The organism is Algoriphagus sp. NF (genome assembly GCF_028823735.1).
GTDB lineage: Bacteria > Bacteroidota > Bacteroidia > Cytophagales > Cyclobacteriaceae > Algoriphagus > Algoriphagus marincola.
This window is the reverse complement of sequence record NZ_JAPEIB010000001.1, coordinates 44481-61522: the sequence shown is the minus strand read 5'-3', so window position 1 is coordinate 61522 and position 17042 is coordinate 44481. Positions and strand designations below refer to the sequence as shown.

Below are 17042 nucleotides of genomic sequence, written 5' to 3'. Positions count from 1 at the left end.
ACATTATGTTCAAAAAAACTGGTTTTCTTTCTATCGCTTTTTTTATCTCCATTGTTTCTTTTGCTCAAAACTATGATGTAATCATCATCGGAGGAGGGGCAAGTGGAACTGCTGCAGGACTTGCATCGGCTCGCAATGGAGCCAATACGCTAATCATCGAAGAAGGACCCTGGTTGGGGGGAATGCTAACTGCTGCTGGTGTCTCTGCCATCGATGGGAATCATCGCCTTCCTTCAGGTATTTGGGGGGAGTTTCGAGCGAAATTGATAGAACACTATGGCTCCCAACAAGCAATGTCTACCGGATGGGTTAGTAATACGCTTTTTGAACCTAAAGTAGGGAATCAGATTTTCCAGCAAATGGTAGCTGAAACCAAAGGACTCGAAGTCAACTTTAATACCTATTGGCAAAGTGCCGATTATACCAATGGACTATGGAAAGTAAGTGCAGACAAAAACGGCCAAAGTCTGGAGTTTTGGGCTCCGATCCTGATTGATGCTACCGAGTTGGGAGATGTCGCTGCAAGTTTGGGGGTTGAATACCGTCTTGGAATGGATGCCCGTGATGAGATCGGAGAGGCTTTTGCACCGGAGCAGGCCAATGATATCGTCCAAGACCTTACCTATGTAGTGACCTTGAAGGATTTTGGACAAGGTTCTGACAAAACAATTCCTAAGCCGGCTAATTATGACCCAGCCGAATTTGCCTGTGCCTGTGCCCATGCGGATCCAATCACGGATGAAGATCCAACGCTTGACTGTCAAAAGATGCTGGACTATGGCAAGCTTCCCAATGGAAAATACATGATCAACTGGCCAAACTGTGGCAATGATCACTATGTCAATCTGGTCGAACTATCGCCTGAGGAGCGTGAAAAGGAACTTGAAAAAGCCAAGCAAACCAGCTTACGCTTTATCTATTACATTCAGCATGAATTAGGTTTCAAGCATTTGGGAATTGCAACGGATGAATATCCTACTGAGGATGGTTTACCCATGATTCCTTATCATCGTGAATCACGTCGATTCCGAGGAATGGTGGATTTCACCCTTCCTTTTGTCTGTACTCCTTATGATGCACCTAGTCCTTTATATCGCACAGGAATTGCCGTAGGAGACTACACTATTGACCATCATCATAAAAAGAATCTAGATGCGCCGGCCATTGACTTTATCAAGATCCGTGTTCCTTCCTACAATGTCCCTCTCGGAGCCTTGGTGCCAAAATCCCAATCAGCATTAATTCTTGCTGAGAAGAGTATCTCTGTTTCCAATATTGTCAATGGGGCATCTAGGCTTCAGCCGGTCGTTTTGGGAATTGGGCATGCTGCTGGGGTATTGGCATCAATAGCTGCTGAGCAGCAGAAAAGTCTTCAGGAAATTTCCATCAGGGAAGTTCAACAGGCTCTTCTGGATCAAAAGGCCTATATCATGCCCTTTTTGGATATGAATCCCGAGGACCCACATTTTCAGGCAATGCAACGAATCGGTGCTTCGGGCATTCTGAAAGGGGAGGGGGTTCCGTATCTGTGGGCAAACCAAACCTGGTTTTACCCTAATAGAAGGGTGACAGAATTTGAGTTAATTCAGGGCTTGAGACCTTTTTCTGATTCTTTGGAGGCTTTTTGGGGTGCTAGTGGAGCCTACCTGACTGGTGAACGCTTCCAGGTACTTTTAAACCTAATATCTGAAATCTCCTTGAAAGATTTGGCTGATGCTTGGACTGATGCCGGGCTGCCGGGAAGTTTTACCACCGAGAAGGAATTGAACCGAAGAGAAGTATCTGTCTTGCTGGATAGTACGATTAAACCTTTCGAAAGAGAAGTCGATTGGAATGGAGACTTGAAATAATTTTTCTTTCCTTGTAGCGTAAATCTCAAAACATCCGTTCTTAGGCAAACGGATGTTTTTTTGATTTTGATAGGCTTCAGTTGAAGATCAACAGCCTTGAAAATCGAGAAAGCAGAATTAAATCAAGAAGTGAAATAGGTAAAAAATCGACGGAGATAGACCTTGTGGTATGGTGATTTCTCCAAATAGAATTACGCATTGAATTGGTCAGACCAAGAGTTGATTGACGGTTGCAAACGTCGCTCAGCAAAAAGTGAGGAATTATTTTTTAAGAAATACTATGGCTATGTCATGGGTATCAGTCTTTCCTATGCCAAAGATCGGGACCTAGCCCAAGAAATAGTCAATGATTCTTTTCTGAAGTTTTTTGGATCCATCGAAAGCCTCACAGATCATCAGGCCGTCAAGCCCTGGCTTCGTCGAATTACCGTGAATACAGCGATTGATTGGTACAGGAAAAATAAAAAGTACAGTCAACAGCAGGAAATTAATGAGCAAAATGAGGTCTTTCATGAAGTCCATGCTATAAGTGATATGGCTTATGAAGACTTGGTAAAACTGCTCCATCAGCTTCCCGAAGACCACTATTTGGTGTTCAGTCTTTATGAGGTGGAAGGCTACAGTCATCGGGAAATCGGTGAAAAAATGGGGATTACAGAAAGCTCTTCTAGGGTTTATCTGGCTAGAGCGAAAGCTCGATTAAGAGAATTAGTAGAAATGCACCTGAAGGAATATGCAGGAAGATAAAATATCAAAAGAAATAGCCGATTCTCTTCGAAAGCATCAAGAGAACCATCCTCAAGCTTATGAGGCAGGAGCTTGGGAGGCTTTTGAAAAAAGCAGGAAATCGGGTGGTTTTCCATGGCTGCCTGTCTTTATTAGTGGAATTGCAGCATGCCTTCTGCTTGGGCTGGGTTATACCTGGATCTCTCAGGATTTTCAGTCAGATAGTATTGAGCAAAATGAGGTGATTACAAGTACAGAATCTGAATTTGAGCTCCCAACTACTCCCGCTCAAGTTGACTCTATTTCAAAAGAGGAACTAGAAATCAGAACTAATCCAGTAGCTCCGGAAAATTTGATTGCTGAATCTTCCAAAGAAAGCTCCATAGAGTCTGTTAAATCAGAAAATACAGAACAGTCTATTTCAAATTTTCCAAATAAAGAATTGATCGGGGATTCTGGAATTCCTAAAGAAAAAACGAGTGATATTCCATTCAAATCATTGTCTGAAGCAGAGTTCAAACAAAAACTTCTGGCAGGAGACTGGTCGAATTCGAGTAACTCAGAAGCCAAAAATTCATACTACCGAAATAGAGATTTGGCTGATTCTTCTGAAATAAGCGATAAGATTGATGAGACTTCATGGAATATTGCCTCAGCAGAGGAAGAAAAAAGGTCAAAAAATTCTAAAGCTATCGCTTGGGAAGTTGGGGTGGCTCCTGCATTTGGTGGAGGCACAGGCGATGGAGGTGGACAGGTTTCTAGCAGCAGTCTGGGCTTGGGAATGGCATTGGCCGTTCCTGTGACAGAGAAAATTAGACTAGGAACCGGTTTGGCCTTGAATACTCTTAGCCAGCAAAGTGAAGTGGCATTCTCACCAGCAAATGCCTTTGCAAGTTCTATCGCACCTTCTGAAGAAAGAATTACCGTCAATCAGGCTCAAGTGGAACTTCCGCTTTTTGTTCAATATCCAATCAATCCAAGTAATACTATTTCCATAAGAGCTGGATTTTCTTCTATCTATGCCATCAATCAGCAAGCCGATGTGGAGTCTTCTTTTACAAGGCAGGTTGTTGTGGCAAATGATGCGGCGAATTCGAGTATCAATGATTCTAGAATCATTCAAGAGTCAGTGGTACAAAATACTTCCTTGGAACCCGCCAATCAACGGTTTTACCCTTTTGCTACAGCAAATTTTGGATTGAATATTCAGCTGCTGGAAAGCAAAAATGTCAACTATGTCTTGATGCCATTTTACAATCTCCCATTGACAGACTTTACGGGTTTTGGTGAAAATCCCGGTCTGGTAGGCGCGTCTTTCAAAGTTAATTTTGGGAAATAAAGGGTTTAAAACTTTTCGAAATAACCTGTGATTTAAGTCTTCCGACCTGCCTTCGGTCAAGTGGGATTGTACCTTTTTTAATGCTTTCTTCTAACACTATTTTTAAACTATCTCAATCTTTTCGGCATCCTATTTTTATTTCCATTTAAAGATCTTGGACCAGCACCGGCATTAATGGTTAATGTTTTTTCACCAGATTGAATTGTTCCTCTTTGCCTTAGGCTAAAATATTTCGTGACTTCAGTACTGTTTCTTTACTTTTTGCAGTTTCCGGGTAGAAAAATCGTCGTATTGTTTCGTAGTTGTTGGCACAAAAAAAAACCGGAGCAATTGTGCCCCGGTCTTAATTCATTGTGATGGGATTTTTAGATCCCGAAATAGTTGGTAATAAGTTGAAGGTCCAGCTCCTTGGATGTTTCAGTTGCACCTTCATTTCCTTTCAGAATTAGCGTGTAAACAAACCTATCCCTGATTTCGACACCATCGATTTGAAGAAGTGATTCTCCGTTTTCGACGGATTTTACATCAATGTCATAAATCCCTGGCTGCAGCTCTGCAAAATCTGTGATATCCTGGAACTTAACATTTGGAGTGATCGGCGTAGTTAATCCCGAAAACTCGACATAGATCTCTCCCAGTTCTGAGGAAAGGTGTGCAAATCGAAGTTGTGCTAAATCTGCCACGGGGTCTTCCCATACATCTTCGACTAGGGTAGATTCGAGCTGATCATCTTTACTGCTAAGGAAAATCGAATAGACTTTATCCACTTCAAGAGTGACATTTTGCTCTAAAAGGCTGCTGGTACTCGAAGCACTGGTGTAGCGCATCAGACGCTCACCGATGAAAAAAGGGCTATAGGCGATGAATTCAGAAAACCCTAATGGCTGCTGTGTTACCTGATTGTTGTCGGCGAAAATATTAAGGTCAGGAGCCGTAGCAGATCCCTGATAGATGGAGACATAAGCTGCTGGTGTAGGATCAGGAATGTCAATGTCATCCAAACAGGAAGTTGCCAATAAAGCCAAGCCGCCGAAAGCCAAGGACTTCAAGGCAATTGATTTGAAAATGGATACTGGGTTTTTAATCATAATTGTGCTAGTAATTGGTTTTTCTCCTAGACGCAAAAAAGCCGTGATTCGCTTCAACCACGGCTTAATTTTTATCATTTTTTGTCTTTATTCCTCGGGGTAGGGGATGTAGACAAAACTGGTAAAGGCTCCGTCCATCACAAATAGACAGCAGAACTCATCAGGATCTTTGAATGCTTTCTTAAAATCCTCAAGAGCATCCTCGGCTATCAGCTTTCGCTGCACAAATTCATCGACGTAGGTGATGAAATAATTCCATTCGAGGTTTTTCTCTACCTTCCCCAAAAACAACTTTCCGATGGGTTGCATTTCCTTGGAAATCGGGAAAATAGGGAAATCTGAAAATCCTCTTGACTTGACCTGATAGGCAGCCTCTTTGAGTACATCTGAGATTTTTACAAAATCACTACTGATTGTACCCAAGTATTTTCCGTTGAGTTCGGGATCGTTAAAGTCAGAAATCATGGCTTTAAGGTTAATCGTACAACATTTTCTACATGATAGGTCTGAGGGAACATGTCTACAGGCTGAATTCGTTCCACTTGGTATTTTTCAGCTAGCAAAGCTACGTCTCTAGCCTGTGTGGCTGGGTTACAAGAGACATAAACGATCGTAGGGGCAGCAAGGCGAAGCAGCATTTTCACTACATCTTCGTGCATTCCTGCTCGTGGCGGATCAGTGATAATTACATCCGGAGCTGCATGCTTCGCAATGAATTCTTCATTGAGCACATCTTTCATGTCACCTGCATAGAATTGCGTGTTTGTGATTCCATTGATTTCGGAATTCAATTTCGCATCCTCGATCGCAGCTTCCACATACTCGACACCGATTACTTGTTGGGCTTGTTTGGCTACAAAATTTGCAATGGTACCTGTCCCAGTATAAAGGTCATAGACTACTTCATCCCCTTTGAGCTCTGCAAAATCCCTCGCAACTTTATACAGTTCGTATGCCTGATCAGAGTTGGTCTGATAAAATGACTTCGGACCAATTCTAAACTTGAGCCCTTCCATTTCTTCCTCGATGTAAGGTAAGCCTGCGAAGGTTACCAATTCTAAATCATGAAAGGTTTCGTTTCCTTTGGTATTGATGACATAGAGGAGGGAAGTGATTTCCGGGAATTTTGACTTCATAAACTCCATCACAAGCTGAATATTCTCCGCATCATCTTCACCAAACTGGACAATCACCATGGTTTGATCCGTAGATGTAGTCCGGATGATAAGATTTCGAAGCAAACCTACCTGATTTCGAATGTCATAGAAGCTCAGTCGGTTTTTGAGGGCAAATTCTCGAAGGCTATTTCTCACATCATTTGAAAGACCACCCTGCAGGTAGCAATGATCAATATCAATGATCTTGTCAAACATTTTAGGTATGTGAAAACCCAATGCATTTCGCTCAAATTCCTCTCCTGATCGGATCTGCTCGATGGTCAGCCATTTTTTATTCGAGAAAGTGAAATCCAGTTTATTCCGGTAGTAGCGGGTATTTGCAGATCCTAAAATTGGTAAGACCTCGGGGATAGGAACTTTGGCAATTCGCTCAAATTGATCGACTACCTGCTGCCTTTTGTAGGTCTTTTGCAGATCATAATTGATGTGCTGCCATTTGCAGCCGCCGCAAGTCCCGAAATGCGCACAAAATGGCTCAACTCTATCTTTGGAGTATTGGTGGAAATGTACGGCTTCCCCCTCCATAAAGGAGCTTTTTCCCTTGGTGATCCGTACGTCTACAATGTCTCCCGGGGCGACGTTCCCCACAAAAACTACCTTGCCATCATGATGCCCGATGCATTTCCCCTCGGAGGCAATGCGCTCAATGGTCACCTCAGTGATGATTTTGTTTTTCATTTTTCTCGACATGGCTGCAAAATTAGGGAAAATGAAGGAGAAAGAGATTTTGTGAAAACTCTTTGATCGGTCTCAAGAGCAAAAAGCTAGGACAGCCAGATTTATATGTGAAATTTAGCCTTGTCAAAATTATCAACCGTTTGCATTAAATTTTTCTTTTATTTCTCTCTTAATGCTTCTTTTTGACAAAGAAAATTTGGTATGTTGAACAGGTTTTTTTCTATGAAAAGAATCAAGTCTTCTACAAACCCAAAATAAATCGGTTTTTAATGAGAAAACCCACCTTGTCCTTTTCGCAGATCATCAACATGAATGTTGGGTTTTTTGGCATTCAGTACAGTTTTGGTCTACAGCAGAGTGCAGTCAATCCCATCTACGACATGTTGGGTGCAGCTCCTGACGAAATCCCCATTCTTAACTTGGCTGGTCCTATGACCGGGCTTTTGATTCAACCCATCATTGGGGCACTTAGCGACAATACTTGGAGCCCTAAGTATGGCAGGAGAAAGCCTTTCTTCTTTATCGGGGCTTTATTCTGTAGCATTACGCTCTTTTTGTATCCCTTCAGTAGCTCGCTTTGGATGGCTGCAGGTTTACTTTGGGTGCTAGATGCTGCGAATAATACTGCAATGGAACCTTACCGAGCCCTTATCGCAGACAAGCTTCCCGACGAGCAGTATAGTACCGGGTTTTTGACGCAAAGTTTCTTCACGGGTTTGGGGATTACCTTGGCTAATGTTTCTCTTTTTGTATTTCAAAAATACATTCCTGGCACCTGGGGTTCCTTGCCTTATTGGGTTTATGCGTCTTTTTTCCTAGGTACTGTTTGTTCCATCGGGTCGGTGATGTGGAGTATTTCCAAGACGCCCGAAATTCCGCCCAGTGAGGAAGAGTTGAAAGCTTTGAAAAAGCGAACGGAGGGCATGCCTCACCCAGCTATACAGTTTTTTCTTTCGATTTTAACCACTCTGATTGCTTACCTGGTCTTTTTGGTTTTGCTAGTACCCGCGATTTTCTCGAGAGGACTTCTGCATAGAGTTTTGCAAAAAACCAAATCCAATTCGAAAACTCGGATTCTTTTTGCCCAAAATATCGAAATCATTGAATCGATCATGGTCATGCCAAAAGTCATGTGGCAATTGGCCTTGGTCTATCTTTTTCAATGGTATGCGCTCTTTTGTTATTGGCAAAATGCCGCCAAGAGTGTCGCCCAATCGGTTTGGAATACCAGCCCAAGTGGTGATCCCAAGCTTTATGAAGAGGCAGTGGGATGGACCGGCCTGGTTAATGGTTGGTACAATGTGGTGACCTTTCTTTCAGCTTTTTACCTAGCCCGGATGGCTACCAAGTTCGGCCCTAAGAAGGTTCACTTCATCTGTCTAATTATTGCCGGTTTAGGATTGATGGTTTTTCCCCAATTGACGAATAAATATGCGCTTTTTATTCCGATGGCTGGGTTTGGGATTGCCTGGGCCAGTATGATGGGTGTGCCTTATCTACTCGTTGTCAATGAAATTCCAAAGGAACGCTATGGGGTGTATATGGGGATTATCAACATGATGATTGTGATTCCTATGATTTTGCAGACAGTAACTTTCGGCTTTATCTCCAAAAACTTTTTGGGAAATGATCCAGGATTGGCCATTGTTTTTGGTGGAGTATTGTTGATAGTGGCTGCAGCTGCAGTATTGCTAATTAAAGAAAATAAGAATATCGTAACAGATCAGCCCATCGGAGGCAGTGGACATTAAGGATGATTATTGAAGTGGGAAATAAGGATTACAAATCAATTGCAGGTGAGTTTGGGATCAGTAGTTCTGGAGAGCATGCTGAATTTTGGAAAAGGTTGGAATTGGGATATGAGAATCTCCGACAGCTTTATTTTTCCATCTATGGACATCTTGAAGATTCAGAAGTCAAATTCCAAGACCTTCTTCGATCAATAATTTCGGCATATCTGAGTAGGTCAGCCGATCTTAAGAAGCGGGATTTGTCCAAAAAGCCTGACTGGTTTCTTTCCAATGACTTAGTAGGCATGAGCTTGTATGTGGACCGTTTTGCAGGTTCTATTGCTCAAATGGAAGGCAAACTGGCTTATCTGGATGAGCTTGGAGTTAATTTCCTTCATTTGATGCCACTATTCGAAAGTCCTCAGGGGGAAAGTGATGGAGGCTACGCTGTGTCTAATTTCCGTAAAGTGGATGAGCGCTTTGGGACTCTGGAAGAACTTTGCTCTCTCCGTAAAAAAATGCATGATGAGGGGATGTATTTGATGCTGGATATCGTACTCAATCACACTTCGTATCGACATGAATGGGCCGAAAAGGCCAAATCCGGTGAAAAAAAATTCCAGGATTATTTCTACATGTATGATAACCGCTGGATTCCAAATCAGTTTGAGGCGGCCATGCCAGAAATCTTTCCTGAAAGCTCACCAGGTAATTTTACCTGGTCTGAGGAATGTCAAAAATGGGTGATGACTGTCTTTCACAATTATCAATGGGACCTGAATTACCGAAATCCGGAAGTGCTGAGAGAAATGCTGGATAATATTCTTTTCTATGCCAATTTGGGAGTGGATTTGATTCGGATCGATGCTCCTGCATTTATCTGGAAAGAAACAGGAACAAGCTGTCAGAACCTGCCTCAGGCTCATTTACTTCTTCAACTGATCAAGCAAGCTGTACAGATTGCCAGCCCAGGCATGGCAATTTTGGGAGAGGCCATTGTTGCCCCCAATTTTATCATGGAGTACTTCGGAAAAGGTGATCGAGCAGGGAAGGAGTGCGATTTTGCCTACAATGCCACACAAATGGCTCTGCAGTGGGATATGCTCGCCTCAGGCGACACTAGAGTCATGCTGGAAGCACAGCCTATTTTACAGCAAAAGCCACAGGGAACAAGTTGGATATCTTATACCCGCTGTCATGATGATATAGGACTAGGGTATGATGATTGGATGATTGCGAAGGCAGGAAAGGATCCCTTTTTACATCGAAGTTTTTTGAAAAATTACTTTTCCGGTTCTTTCCCAGGAAGTCCTTCACGAGGAGCCTTATTTTCCAGCAATCCTAAAACAGGTGATGCCCGAATCTCGGGTTCTTTGGCCTCCTTATGCGGTTTGGAAGCAGCATTGTATGCTAAGGATGGGTATCAAGTAGCGCTTTCTATCCAAAAAATACTCTTGATGCAGGCTTTTTCTATTTTCCAGGGAGGCTTACCCATGCTTTATTATGGAGATGAATTGGGCTATCTGAATGATTATACCTTTCAGCATGATCCAGCGAAAAGCTACGATAATCGATGGATGCATAGACCTTTAATTGATTGGGAAAAGGCAGCTGAGCGTCATACAGAAGGGACTGTGGAGGAAAGGGTATTTTCTGGCTTAAAACAGTTGATACAGATCCGGAAAAGTCTTCCTGCTATTTCAGATAATAGCAACATTCGATGGATGAATCCACATAATATCCATGTAGCTGGATTCCTTCGGGAAAAAGAAGATCAGCGAATTTTTGTAGTCGGAAATTACTCAGAAAAGGCTTCTTTTTTGACTTGGTATGCATTCAAAGAGTTTGGCTTCAGTCCCAAAAAGCTTCGGGATCATGTCTCGAAGGAAGAAATTTCTGTCGCTAGCGATGATCAATATTTGATCCTCGAGCCTTATGGATTTAGGATCTTGGAAGTTCTTTCCTGACACTATTTCTGAGTAGACTCCCGAATGATCAGATCACTCTTGATTTCAGTGAATTGATTTGTAGATTCTTCATTTGGGTTTTGGGTAGCCTTGAGTAGGATTTCAGCAGCCATCTTACCTACCTCAAACCCATGCTGTTCTACCGTACTAAGGGAAGGTGTCATGACTTCTGAGATTTTCCAATTGCTAAAGCCCATTACGCCAACCTCCTCAGGAACCTTTATTTTAGCTTTCTTCAGGTAGTTCATTGCGCCTAATGCAACCGAGTCTGTAATGCAAAAGATAGCATCAGGAGGATTGCTACTTTCCATCAGCTGCTTGGCAAAGGCAAAGCCCTCTTCTTCCGTGATATCCTTACAATGCGGAATCCAATTGGGGTCAAAATCCAATTCATGCTCCTTTAAGGCTTTATGATAGCCTGCGAGGCGGTCCTTAGAGTTTCGAACATTTGCCAGACCGTTTATATGGGCAATATTGCGATATCCTTTTTCTATCAAATGGGTAACCGCCCGGTAGGCGCTTTCCAAGTCATCACTCGTCACAATAGGACTTTTGAGCTTCTCAGAATACTTGTCAAACTGAACGACTGCTTTACCTTCATCCAAAAAATCCTGAATGTGATCCACTTCCTCTGTTTCATTGGAAATAGAGATCAAAATTCCGTCTACATTTCCAGCAAGCATATTATGACAGGCATGGATTTCATTTTCAAGTTTTTCATCTGTCTGACTGATCAAGACTCGGTATCCCTGTTTTTTAGCAGCATGAAGTGCCCCGCTGATAATGGACGAAAAATAATAATGCACCACTTCAGGCACGATCATCCCAATCGTCATAGTCCTGTTTTTTCGAAAATTGACCGCTATTGAATTTGGGATATAATGATGCTTTTCTGCATAATCCTTTACCAGTTTGATGGTTTCTTCGGAAATTCCCTGATAGGAATTAAGCGCTCTTGAGGCGGTAGACACAGAGATACCTAGCTCTCGAGCAATGTCCTTCAGTGTAACACGTTTTTTCTCGGTCATAATTATTTGACTGATTTCAAAAGATGAATAATGTCTTAATCCTCCGAAAGGACTCTACCTTCTTGATCTAGGATCAGATTCTTCACTTGATCAGAAGACTTCAAAGTGACTCGGATGCGAGGGTTTCCTTCCTCTTCATAAAATCGCACTTGCTCTACACTATATCCAGGGTATTTTTTGAGAAGGTTTTCTTCCATCAATCCCGGAAGCTGATCCACATAAGGGATGGTGTTGTCAAAACGGAATTCAGGATCAAGATTTTGCTTGTATTCAATAAATTGATTGATTCCATCCTCATTCTTCACCAAGTCAAATTTGTCATAAAGCTCTCCTATTGCCGTATAGGATTCAAATTCCAGTTTGTTGTCTTCAATGCTGACCACTTGAAAAAGCTGGGTGTTTTCGGCAGCACGATCTCTTACCGCACCCCACTCATCCCATCCATCGGGTTTGATATTATACATTTTGCCACCACTGACCGATACTACATAGACTGTTCCCGTTGCATCTTGCATATTCAGTCCATCCATTACATTTTCTCCGGGAGCTACACGGCCTCTGCCATAGCTATGATCATGTCCCTGAAGTGCTAGATCGACCTGATACTTATCGAAAATAGGCTTCCAAAGCTTTCTAAGGGCTTCATTGTCTCTTCCAGCAGATGCAGAAAACAGCGGATGGTGATAGGTAACGATCACCCATTTTTTGGTGTTTTTCTCCAAAACCTCCTCCAGCCATTGAGCTTGGATTTCCTGGTCTCTATTACTGTCCAAAAAGATGAACTTAGCATTTGGATAATCCATGTAGTAGACCGTTTCTTCCAGTCCTTTGGGACCGTTTAAAGTTAAGTTGAACTGTGGTCTCCATTGAACTGAAAGGCTGCGCTGTCGTTTTTCGCGGTCAGCCTGATTCAGATAATTGTATTCATGATTTCCCGGTACAGCCATCGTAGGGAGCATGCTATGAATGAATCCCCCTGCAGTAAACCATTCATGCCATTCCTGTTCCCTATGCGCATAATTGATCAAGTCTCCGGCGTGAATGATGAATTCTGCTTCAGGAGCCTTTTTAAAGCCTTCCCGAATTAATCTTGACCAAAGTTCAAGTACGTAGTTTTGAGCGTCACCTACATACAGGAAAGAAAATCTATCTGCTGCTTTCGCGCTTGCTGTTTTGAATTGGAACCATTCAGACCAGCGTTCACCATCACCTACCCGGTAGGCATAGATGGTATTGGGTTCAAGGCCGGAAAAGCTACTCTGATGATAATGGGCGACCGTTTCTGCTTGTGCAACGTTTCTGGAGTCCAAAACTTCCGTTTCAGCCTTCTGAGTGGTTGCATTTCTCCAAAACTTAGGAGCTGCAGTGGCCGGGGCTAGTTCTGCATAAGCCTCTGTAATTTCGGTATTAGTTCGCCAATTGATTCGTATTTCCTGACTTGGGTCTTCTCCAAATGATATGACGATGCGATCAGGATATACGGAAGGTTGACTCCAATCAAAACCGAATTTAGGCTCCTTGTAAACTCGGATTTCCTGCGCCAAACTCAGGTTGGAGAAAAAAAGAAAAAGAGCGAGAAGTAAAGTAGATTTTTTCATTTCGATGCTTTTTGACAAAATACCACTTTTTAGTTTCTAAATTTTGGTGTGATGGCCATTTGACTAATTAATAAAAGGCAATTAACAGCTTATTTATTTTGAGACTTCCTGAAGCTTTTCCTTGATCCATTTTTGGTAAAACAAATAGCAGTCAAGGCTGAATTTACTCAACTCCTCAGGGCTAGCCGCTTCTTCTATCAGGGAATTATCCCTCTTGATCCAATTTTCTTGAATCTGGTTCAATTCGGCTTTCAGCTTAGGAAAGAGCTCTTTCCAGTTTCGTTCTATGATCGTATGTAGCTTCTTTGCCTGCCACCAGAGAGAATCATCTTCGAGATGGGAAGGATGGGTCAAAAAACTGGTTTCATTCCCAAAATAAAAGGGGATGTACAAACTTTGGCAGGGGTGAGGGCTGGGGCAGAGCCAAATAGTGTGTGGTTGATCCTTTCTAATTTCTGCAACCATACTTCCGGTGGTTTCCGAGGGGTTGGTCAGACCAGTCGCATGCATACAGACTGAAGCTGCACTCGCCTTTTTGGGATGAAAGCCTTCGCCTATGGGATGGTGAGACTTTAAAATTTCCATCATTTGTTTGGGGCCAGTTTGGCCTCTTTGACTGATGAGGGATTTCTCTGTATAAGACTTTCGATCTTTGGCTTTGGAGAAATAGGTATACAGAAAATCTGAATACCGACTTTTAAATCCTTTTTTAGAATTAAAAATGGAGCTCAAATACATGTCTTCTTCCTTGATTCCCCATTCTTCAAAGTCATCTTCCAAACTCAGGCAATTGGATATGCTTGCATGGTTTTTTACTCTTTTCCATGCCCAGGATTTCCCAGCAGTTTCCAATATTAAAGCATCTTTTGGATCGGCGATTAGGAAGCTGTTGTGATAGTAGAAGTTTTTGTTTTCATAGCCGCCACAGGCATTCTGACCAAATTTTTCTAAAAGTTCTATGATCAGATCTTTTGCAGCCATAGCAGTCTTGGAGCGCTCCAAGGCTAGTCTCAGCAAATCCATTCCTGTTAATCCCGGTTGGGATTTATCAAATTTCACTTGGGTGAAAACCGCTTCGTTTCCTATGGCTAATCCCCATTCATTTACTCCCATTTCTGCACCCCACATCTGAAAGGGTTTAGATAACCATACTTCCCAGGTAGAACTAACCTGTGGGATTTGGATATAGGTGCAGTTTAGTGTTTTTTCCGAATGCGATATCCGGGGGATATGCACCTGTTCCTGCGCTTCTAAAGGCTCTCGGTCAGAGTTTTTTGCAAAAATTAAATTTCCTTTCTCCGAAATAATTCCTCTGGCCAGTAGGGTGTCGCACATGATTCTAGTAGTTCAGTGACCAAATTCCAGCTCGTGCTGCAGCTGTAGCCTTTAGCGCTTGACCATTCAGAATGGCTAATGGCTGACCATCTGCGCCCATTTCCCAAAGTTTTCCTCTGAGAAACACATTCATGCCTACCTCAGCGGAGGTTTTTGTGATTTTTCCGGGAAGGGCATATTTATACCAGGCTTCCCATTCAGTTATTTTTTGGATATCACTTAGGTCAGTTGAGGCAGGAGCCTCCGAACCATTATAGCCCTGCCAAGGATTTTTCATGGTGTTTTCTCCTGTGAGATAGGAGGGTACAAGGATAATCTCAGCTTTTTCTTTTTCAGCTTTTGCGTAAGGCTCAGGATACCAGCTATCAGCACAGATCAGTAGCGCCGCTTTTCCCATGGGCAATTCGAAGACAGGTAATTCTTCCACAGTTTGACTTTGGACAAAGGGAAGCTCAGCATCGATTGGGAAGGCTTTTAAAATCGGTTTTCCGATGATTTTTCCATCCGGTCCAAAGATGAAAGAACTGTTATAAAGCGGCTCACTGGAATCAATAATTAGCTCACCTTCTACCACTTGAGGTTTTGGAAGGACAATACTTCCTGCGGCAATATAGCAATTGAAGTCCTGAGAAAGCTTGCTGAATGTATCAAAATAATCCTCAGCCATCTCAAGCGATTTCATTCGGAAAATGGCGGCTGTTACTTTATCCTCTTCGTTTGACCGGATGAGGTTAATGGAAAAATCTACAATGTTTGATAGAATCAAAGAAGTCATTGCTTCTTCAACCGTCTCTTTTTCAGCCAAATTATGCTTCTCGCCCGATAGCACCAGCCATGTCCCCAAGTATTCAGGAAGTAGAACGATGGTATTGGGTCGAATAAGGCCTGACTTTCTCGATTCATGCAGATAAAGCTCCAACTTCCGATAGAAGGTTTCCTGATCCAGGTAGTCGCTCGCCTCCATGTAAGGCTGAATCCCTACAATATTTCTGTTTAAAGATTCTGAGGGATTTATTTCTTCTACCAGATCCAAATATAATTGAGGCTCCTTTAGCGGATAGCTTCTGCCAGAAAATGACCAAATAAGCCAAATAAAGATGATTAATAGAACTGAAGATATCAGGATTCTCCTCATGAAGTTAATTGGGTTGATTTTTTATGATTTTGGAGGCGGCTGCTTCTCCTGCCAATACGGCACCTTCAATGTATCCATGCCAGCGCATAGCAGCCTCCGTTCCTGCAAAATGCAATCGATCCTCTGATTTTCTATAATTGTCCTGGAATTTGGACCAGGAATTGACAGGCATTAAACCTGCATAGCAGCCTTTAGACCAGGCTTCATCGCTCATAGTAAAATCGAGGTACTCAATGGCAGTTTCTGCTTTTTCACCAAAATACTGCTTCAAAGATCGCATCATCCGGTTTTTTCGTTCTTCCTCAGACAGGCAAAAATATTCCTCAGCTCGGTTTCCGATTACAAATCCCATTAATATCCCGAATCTTCCATCGGCAGGTGTGCAATCAAAAACAGTCTGATGGGTCAGAGGGTCATCACTCACCACCTGCCCGCTGTATTCTAATGTTCTCCAGAAAGGCTTCTCATAGATCATAAAACACTTCCCTACGCGTCCCATGGGGTAGTTTTGAAGGAGCTCCTGTTTTTCCTTAGAAAGCCTCGGTTCGAATTGAATCTGGTTCAAAAGCGGTGGAGGAATAGCAATAATTGCTTCTTGGGCTTCTATTGACCGATCACCAAAGTCCACCGAAATCGAATCTGCGCCTTGAATTACTCTTTCTACAGGTGATTCGAAAATGATTTTATCATAAAAGGGTTTGGCCATTTCTTCTATGATTCGTTGCATACCACCCTCAATTCGATGCTGTTGAGCTCCATTCTTGATATTGATTAGGCAGTCTAATGAAGTTCCTGAGCGAATGTAAAAGAGAGCATGTAGCAGGGATATCTCGGAAAGTTCGCATGCGAAGATGGTCTCACATCCAATTTTGATGACTTCATAGCAGGATTTGGTTTTCGAGTATTTTTTTAAAAAGTCCTCCAAAGTCATTCCATCCCATTTTCCAGCTTTTGGGTGAGTCCAAGGAGATTGGATGTCAATCTGCTTTGCCATCCGCTCCAGCCTTCGCATCACTATGTCCAAGTTGATCAGCGATAGGGGATCCATCTTGGGAATGATGCCTTGATAGGTCCGGATTTTCCCAAGGAGGTTCAAGATATTTTTACCCTGATCGTAGGTCTCAAAGTAGGGGATGTTGAGCTCTTGACATAGTGCATACATTCGATCTTGAGTAGGTCCGATCCATTGTCCACCTAGATCTACATAGAGATTTTCGGATAAATGCTTGGTGAAAACCCGACCGCCGATTCGCTCTCTTGCTTCTAAAATCAAAAAAGGAATCTTGGCTTCATGAAGTTTTTTTGCTGCAGCTATTCCTGAGAAACCGGCGCCAATGATGACTACTTCCGTCTGCTGGATTTTCATGCTGGAATATAGGCAGATTTTTGA

At 42.6% G+C, this 17042-nt stretch carries 13 protein-coding genes; 5 read left to right on the top strand and 8 right to left on the bottom strand.

Annotated features, from left to right (window positions below):
• The first annotated feature begins 5 nt into the window (after positions 1 to 5).
• The 3 genes from OU792_RS00255 to OU792_RS00245 all read left to right on the top strand — a co-directional run bounded on the left by OU792_RS00255 (position 6) and on the right by OU792_RS00245 (position 3915).
• Entirely contained in the window at positions 6 to 1850 is a 1845-nt protein-coding gene (locus OU792_RS00255) for an FAD-dependent oxidoreductase (protein ID WP_274669163.1), read from the top strand.
• Between the two features lie 198 nt (positions 1851 to 2048).
• Positions 2049 to 2597, top strand: a complete 549-nt coding sequence (locus tag OU792_RS00250; RefSeq protein WP_100627436.1) for an RNA polymerase sigma factor — start codon at positions 2049 to 2051, stop codon at positions 2595 to 2597.
• Positions 2584 to 3915: a hypothetical protein gene (locus tag OU792_RS00245; protein ID WP_274669162.1), complete on the top strand. Its 1332-nt coding sequence runs from the start codon at positions 2584 to 2586 to the stop codon at positions 3913 to 3915. The genes OU792_RS00250 and OU792_RS00245 overlap by 14 nt, the downstream gene beginning before the upstream one ends.
• A gap of 365 nt (positions 3916 to 4280) precedes the next feature.
• Here OU792_RS00245 and OU792_RS00240 read toward each other — a convergent pair whose 3' ends face one another.
• From OU792_RS00240 to rlmD, 3 genes are read right to left on the bottom strand one after another with little or no spacing between them, the layout of a single operon-like run.
• On the bottom strand, positions 4281 to 5081 hold the full coding sequence (locus tag OU792_RS00240; RefSeq protein ID WP_274669161.1) for a DUF4397 domain-containing protein: 801 nt from the start codon (positions 5079 to 5081) through the stop codon (positions 4281 to 4283).
• Positions 5082 to 5090: 9 nt separating this feature from the next.
• Positions 5091 to 5468 (bottom strand): hypothetical protein, encoded by a 378-nt coding sequence (locus tag OU792_RS00235; protein WP_026945060.1) that lies wholly within the window; start codon positions 5466 to 5468, stop codon positions 5091 to 5093.
• The gene (rlmD, locus tag OU792_RS00230) at positions 5465 to 6871 is read right to left on the bottom strand and encodes a 23S rRNA (uracil(1939)-C(5))-methyltransferase RlmD (RefSeq protein WP_274669160.1); all 1407 of its coding nucleotides are present in this window, start codon (positions 6869 to 6871) and stop codon (positions 5465 to 5467) included. The genes OU792_RS00235 and rlmD overlap by 4 nt, the downstream gene beginning before the upstream one ends.
• Before the next feature lie 257 nt (positions 6872 to 7128).
• Between rlmD and OU792_RS00225 the strand changes: the two genes are divergently transcribed.
• Together OU792_RS00225 and OU792_RS00220 are read left to right on the top strand one after the other, a co-directional pair.
• Complete coding sequence (locus OU792_RS00225) at positions 7129 to 8610, top strand: MFS transporter (protein WP_274669159.1); 1482 nt, start codon at positions 7129 to 7131, stop codon at positions 8608 to 8610.
• A gap of 2 nt (positions 8611 to 8612) precedes the next feature.
• A complete protein-coding gene (locus OU792_RS00220; protein WP_274669158.1) occupies positions 8613 to 10556 on the top strand; it encodes an alpha-amylase family glycosyl hydrolase in 1944 nt (647 codons plus the stop codon).
• Positions 10557 to 10558: 2 nt separating this feature from the next.
• Here OU792_RS00220 and OU792_RS00215 read toward each other — a convergent pair whose 3' ends face one another.
• From OU792_RS00215 to OU792_RS00195, 5 genes are all read right to left on the bottom strand, one after another.
• Positions 10559 to 11584: a LacI family DNA-binding transcriptional regulator gene (locus tag OU792_RS00215; protein ID WP_274669157.1), complete on the bottom strand. Its 1026-nt coding sequence runs from the start codon at positions 11582 to 11584 to the stop codon at positions 10559 to 10561.
• A 35-nt stretch (positions 11585 to 11619) separates the two neighbouring features.
• Entirely contained in the window at positions 11620 to 13182 is a 1563-nt protein-coding gene (locus OU792_RS00210; RefSeq protein WP_274669156.1) for a purple acid phosphatase family protein, read from the bottom strand.
• Between the two features lie 93 nt (positions 13183 to 13275).
• The gene (locus tag OU792_RS00205) at positions 13276 to 14517 is read right to left on the bottom strand and encodes a peptidase U34 (RefSeq protein ID WP_274669155.1); all 1242 of its coding nucleotides are present in this window, start codon (positions 14515 to 14517) and stop codon (positions 13276 to 13278) included.
• Positions 14518 to 14521: 4 nt separating this feature from the next.
• Positions 14522 to 15652 carry a nitrilase-related carbon-nitrogen hydrolase gene (locus OU792_RS00200; RefSeq protein ID WP_274669154.1) on the bottom strand — a complete coding sequence of 377 codons (1131 nt, stop codon included), beginning with the start codon at positions 15650 to 15652 and terminating at the stop codon, positions 14522 to 14524.
• Positions 15653 to 15656: 4 nt separating this feature from the next.
• Positions 15657 to 17018: a flavin monoamine oxidase family protein gene (locus OU792_RS00195; protein WP_274669153.1), complete on the bottom strand. Its 1362-nt coding sequence runs from the start codon at positions 17016 to 17018 to the stop codon at positions 15657 to 15659.
• Positions 17019 to 17042 lie beyond the last annotated feature (24 nt).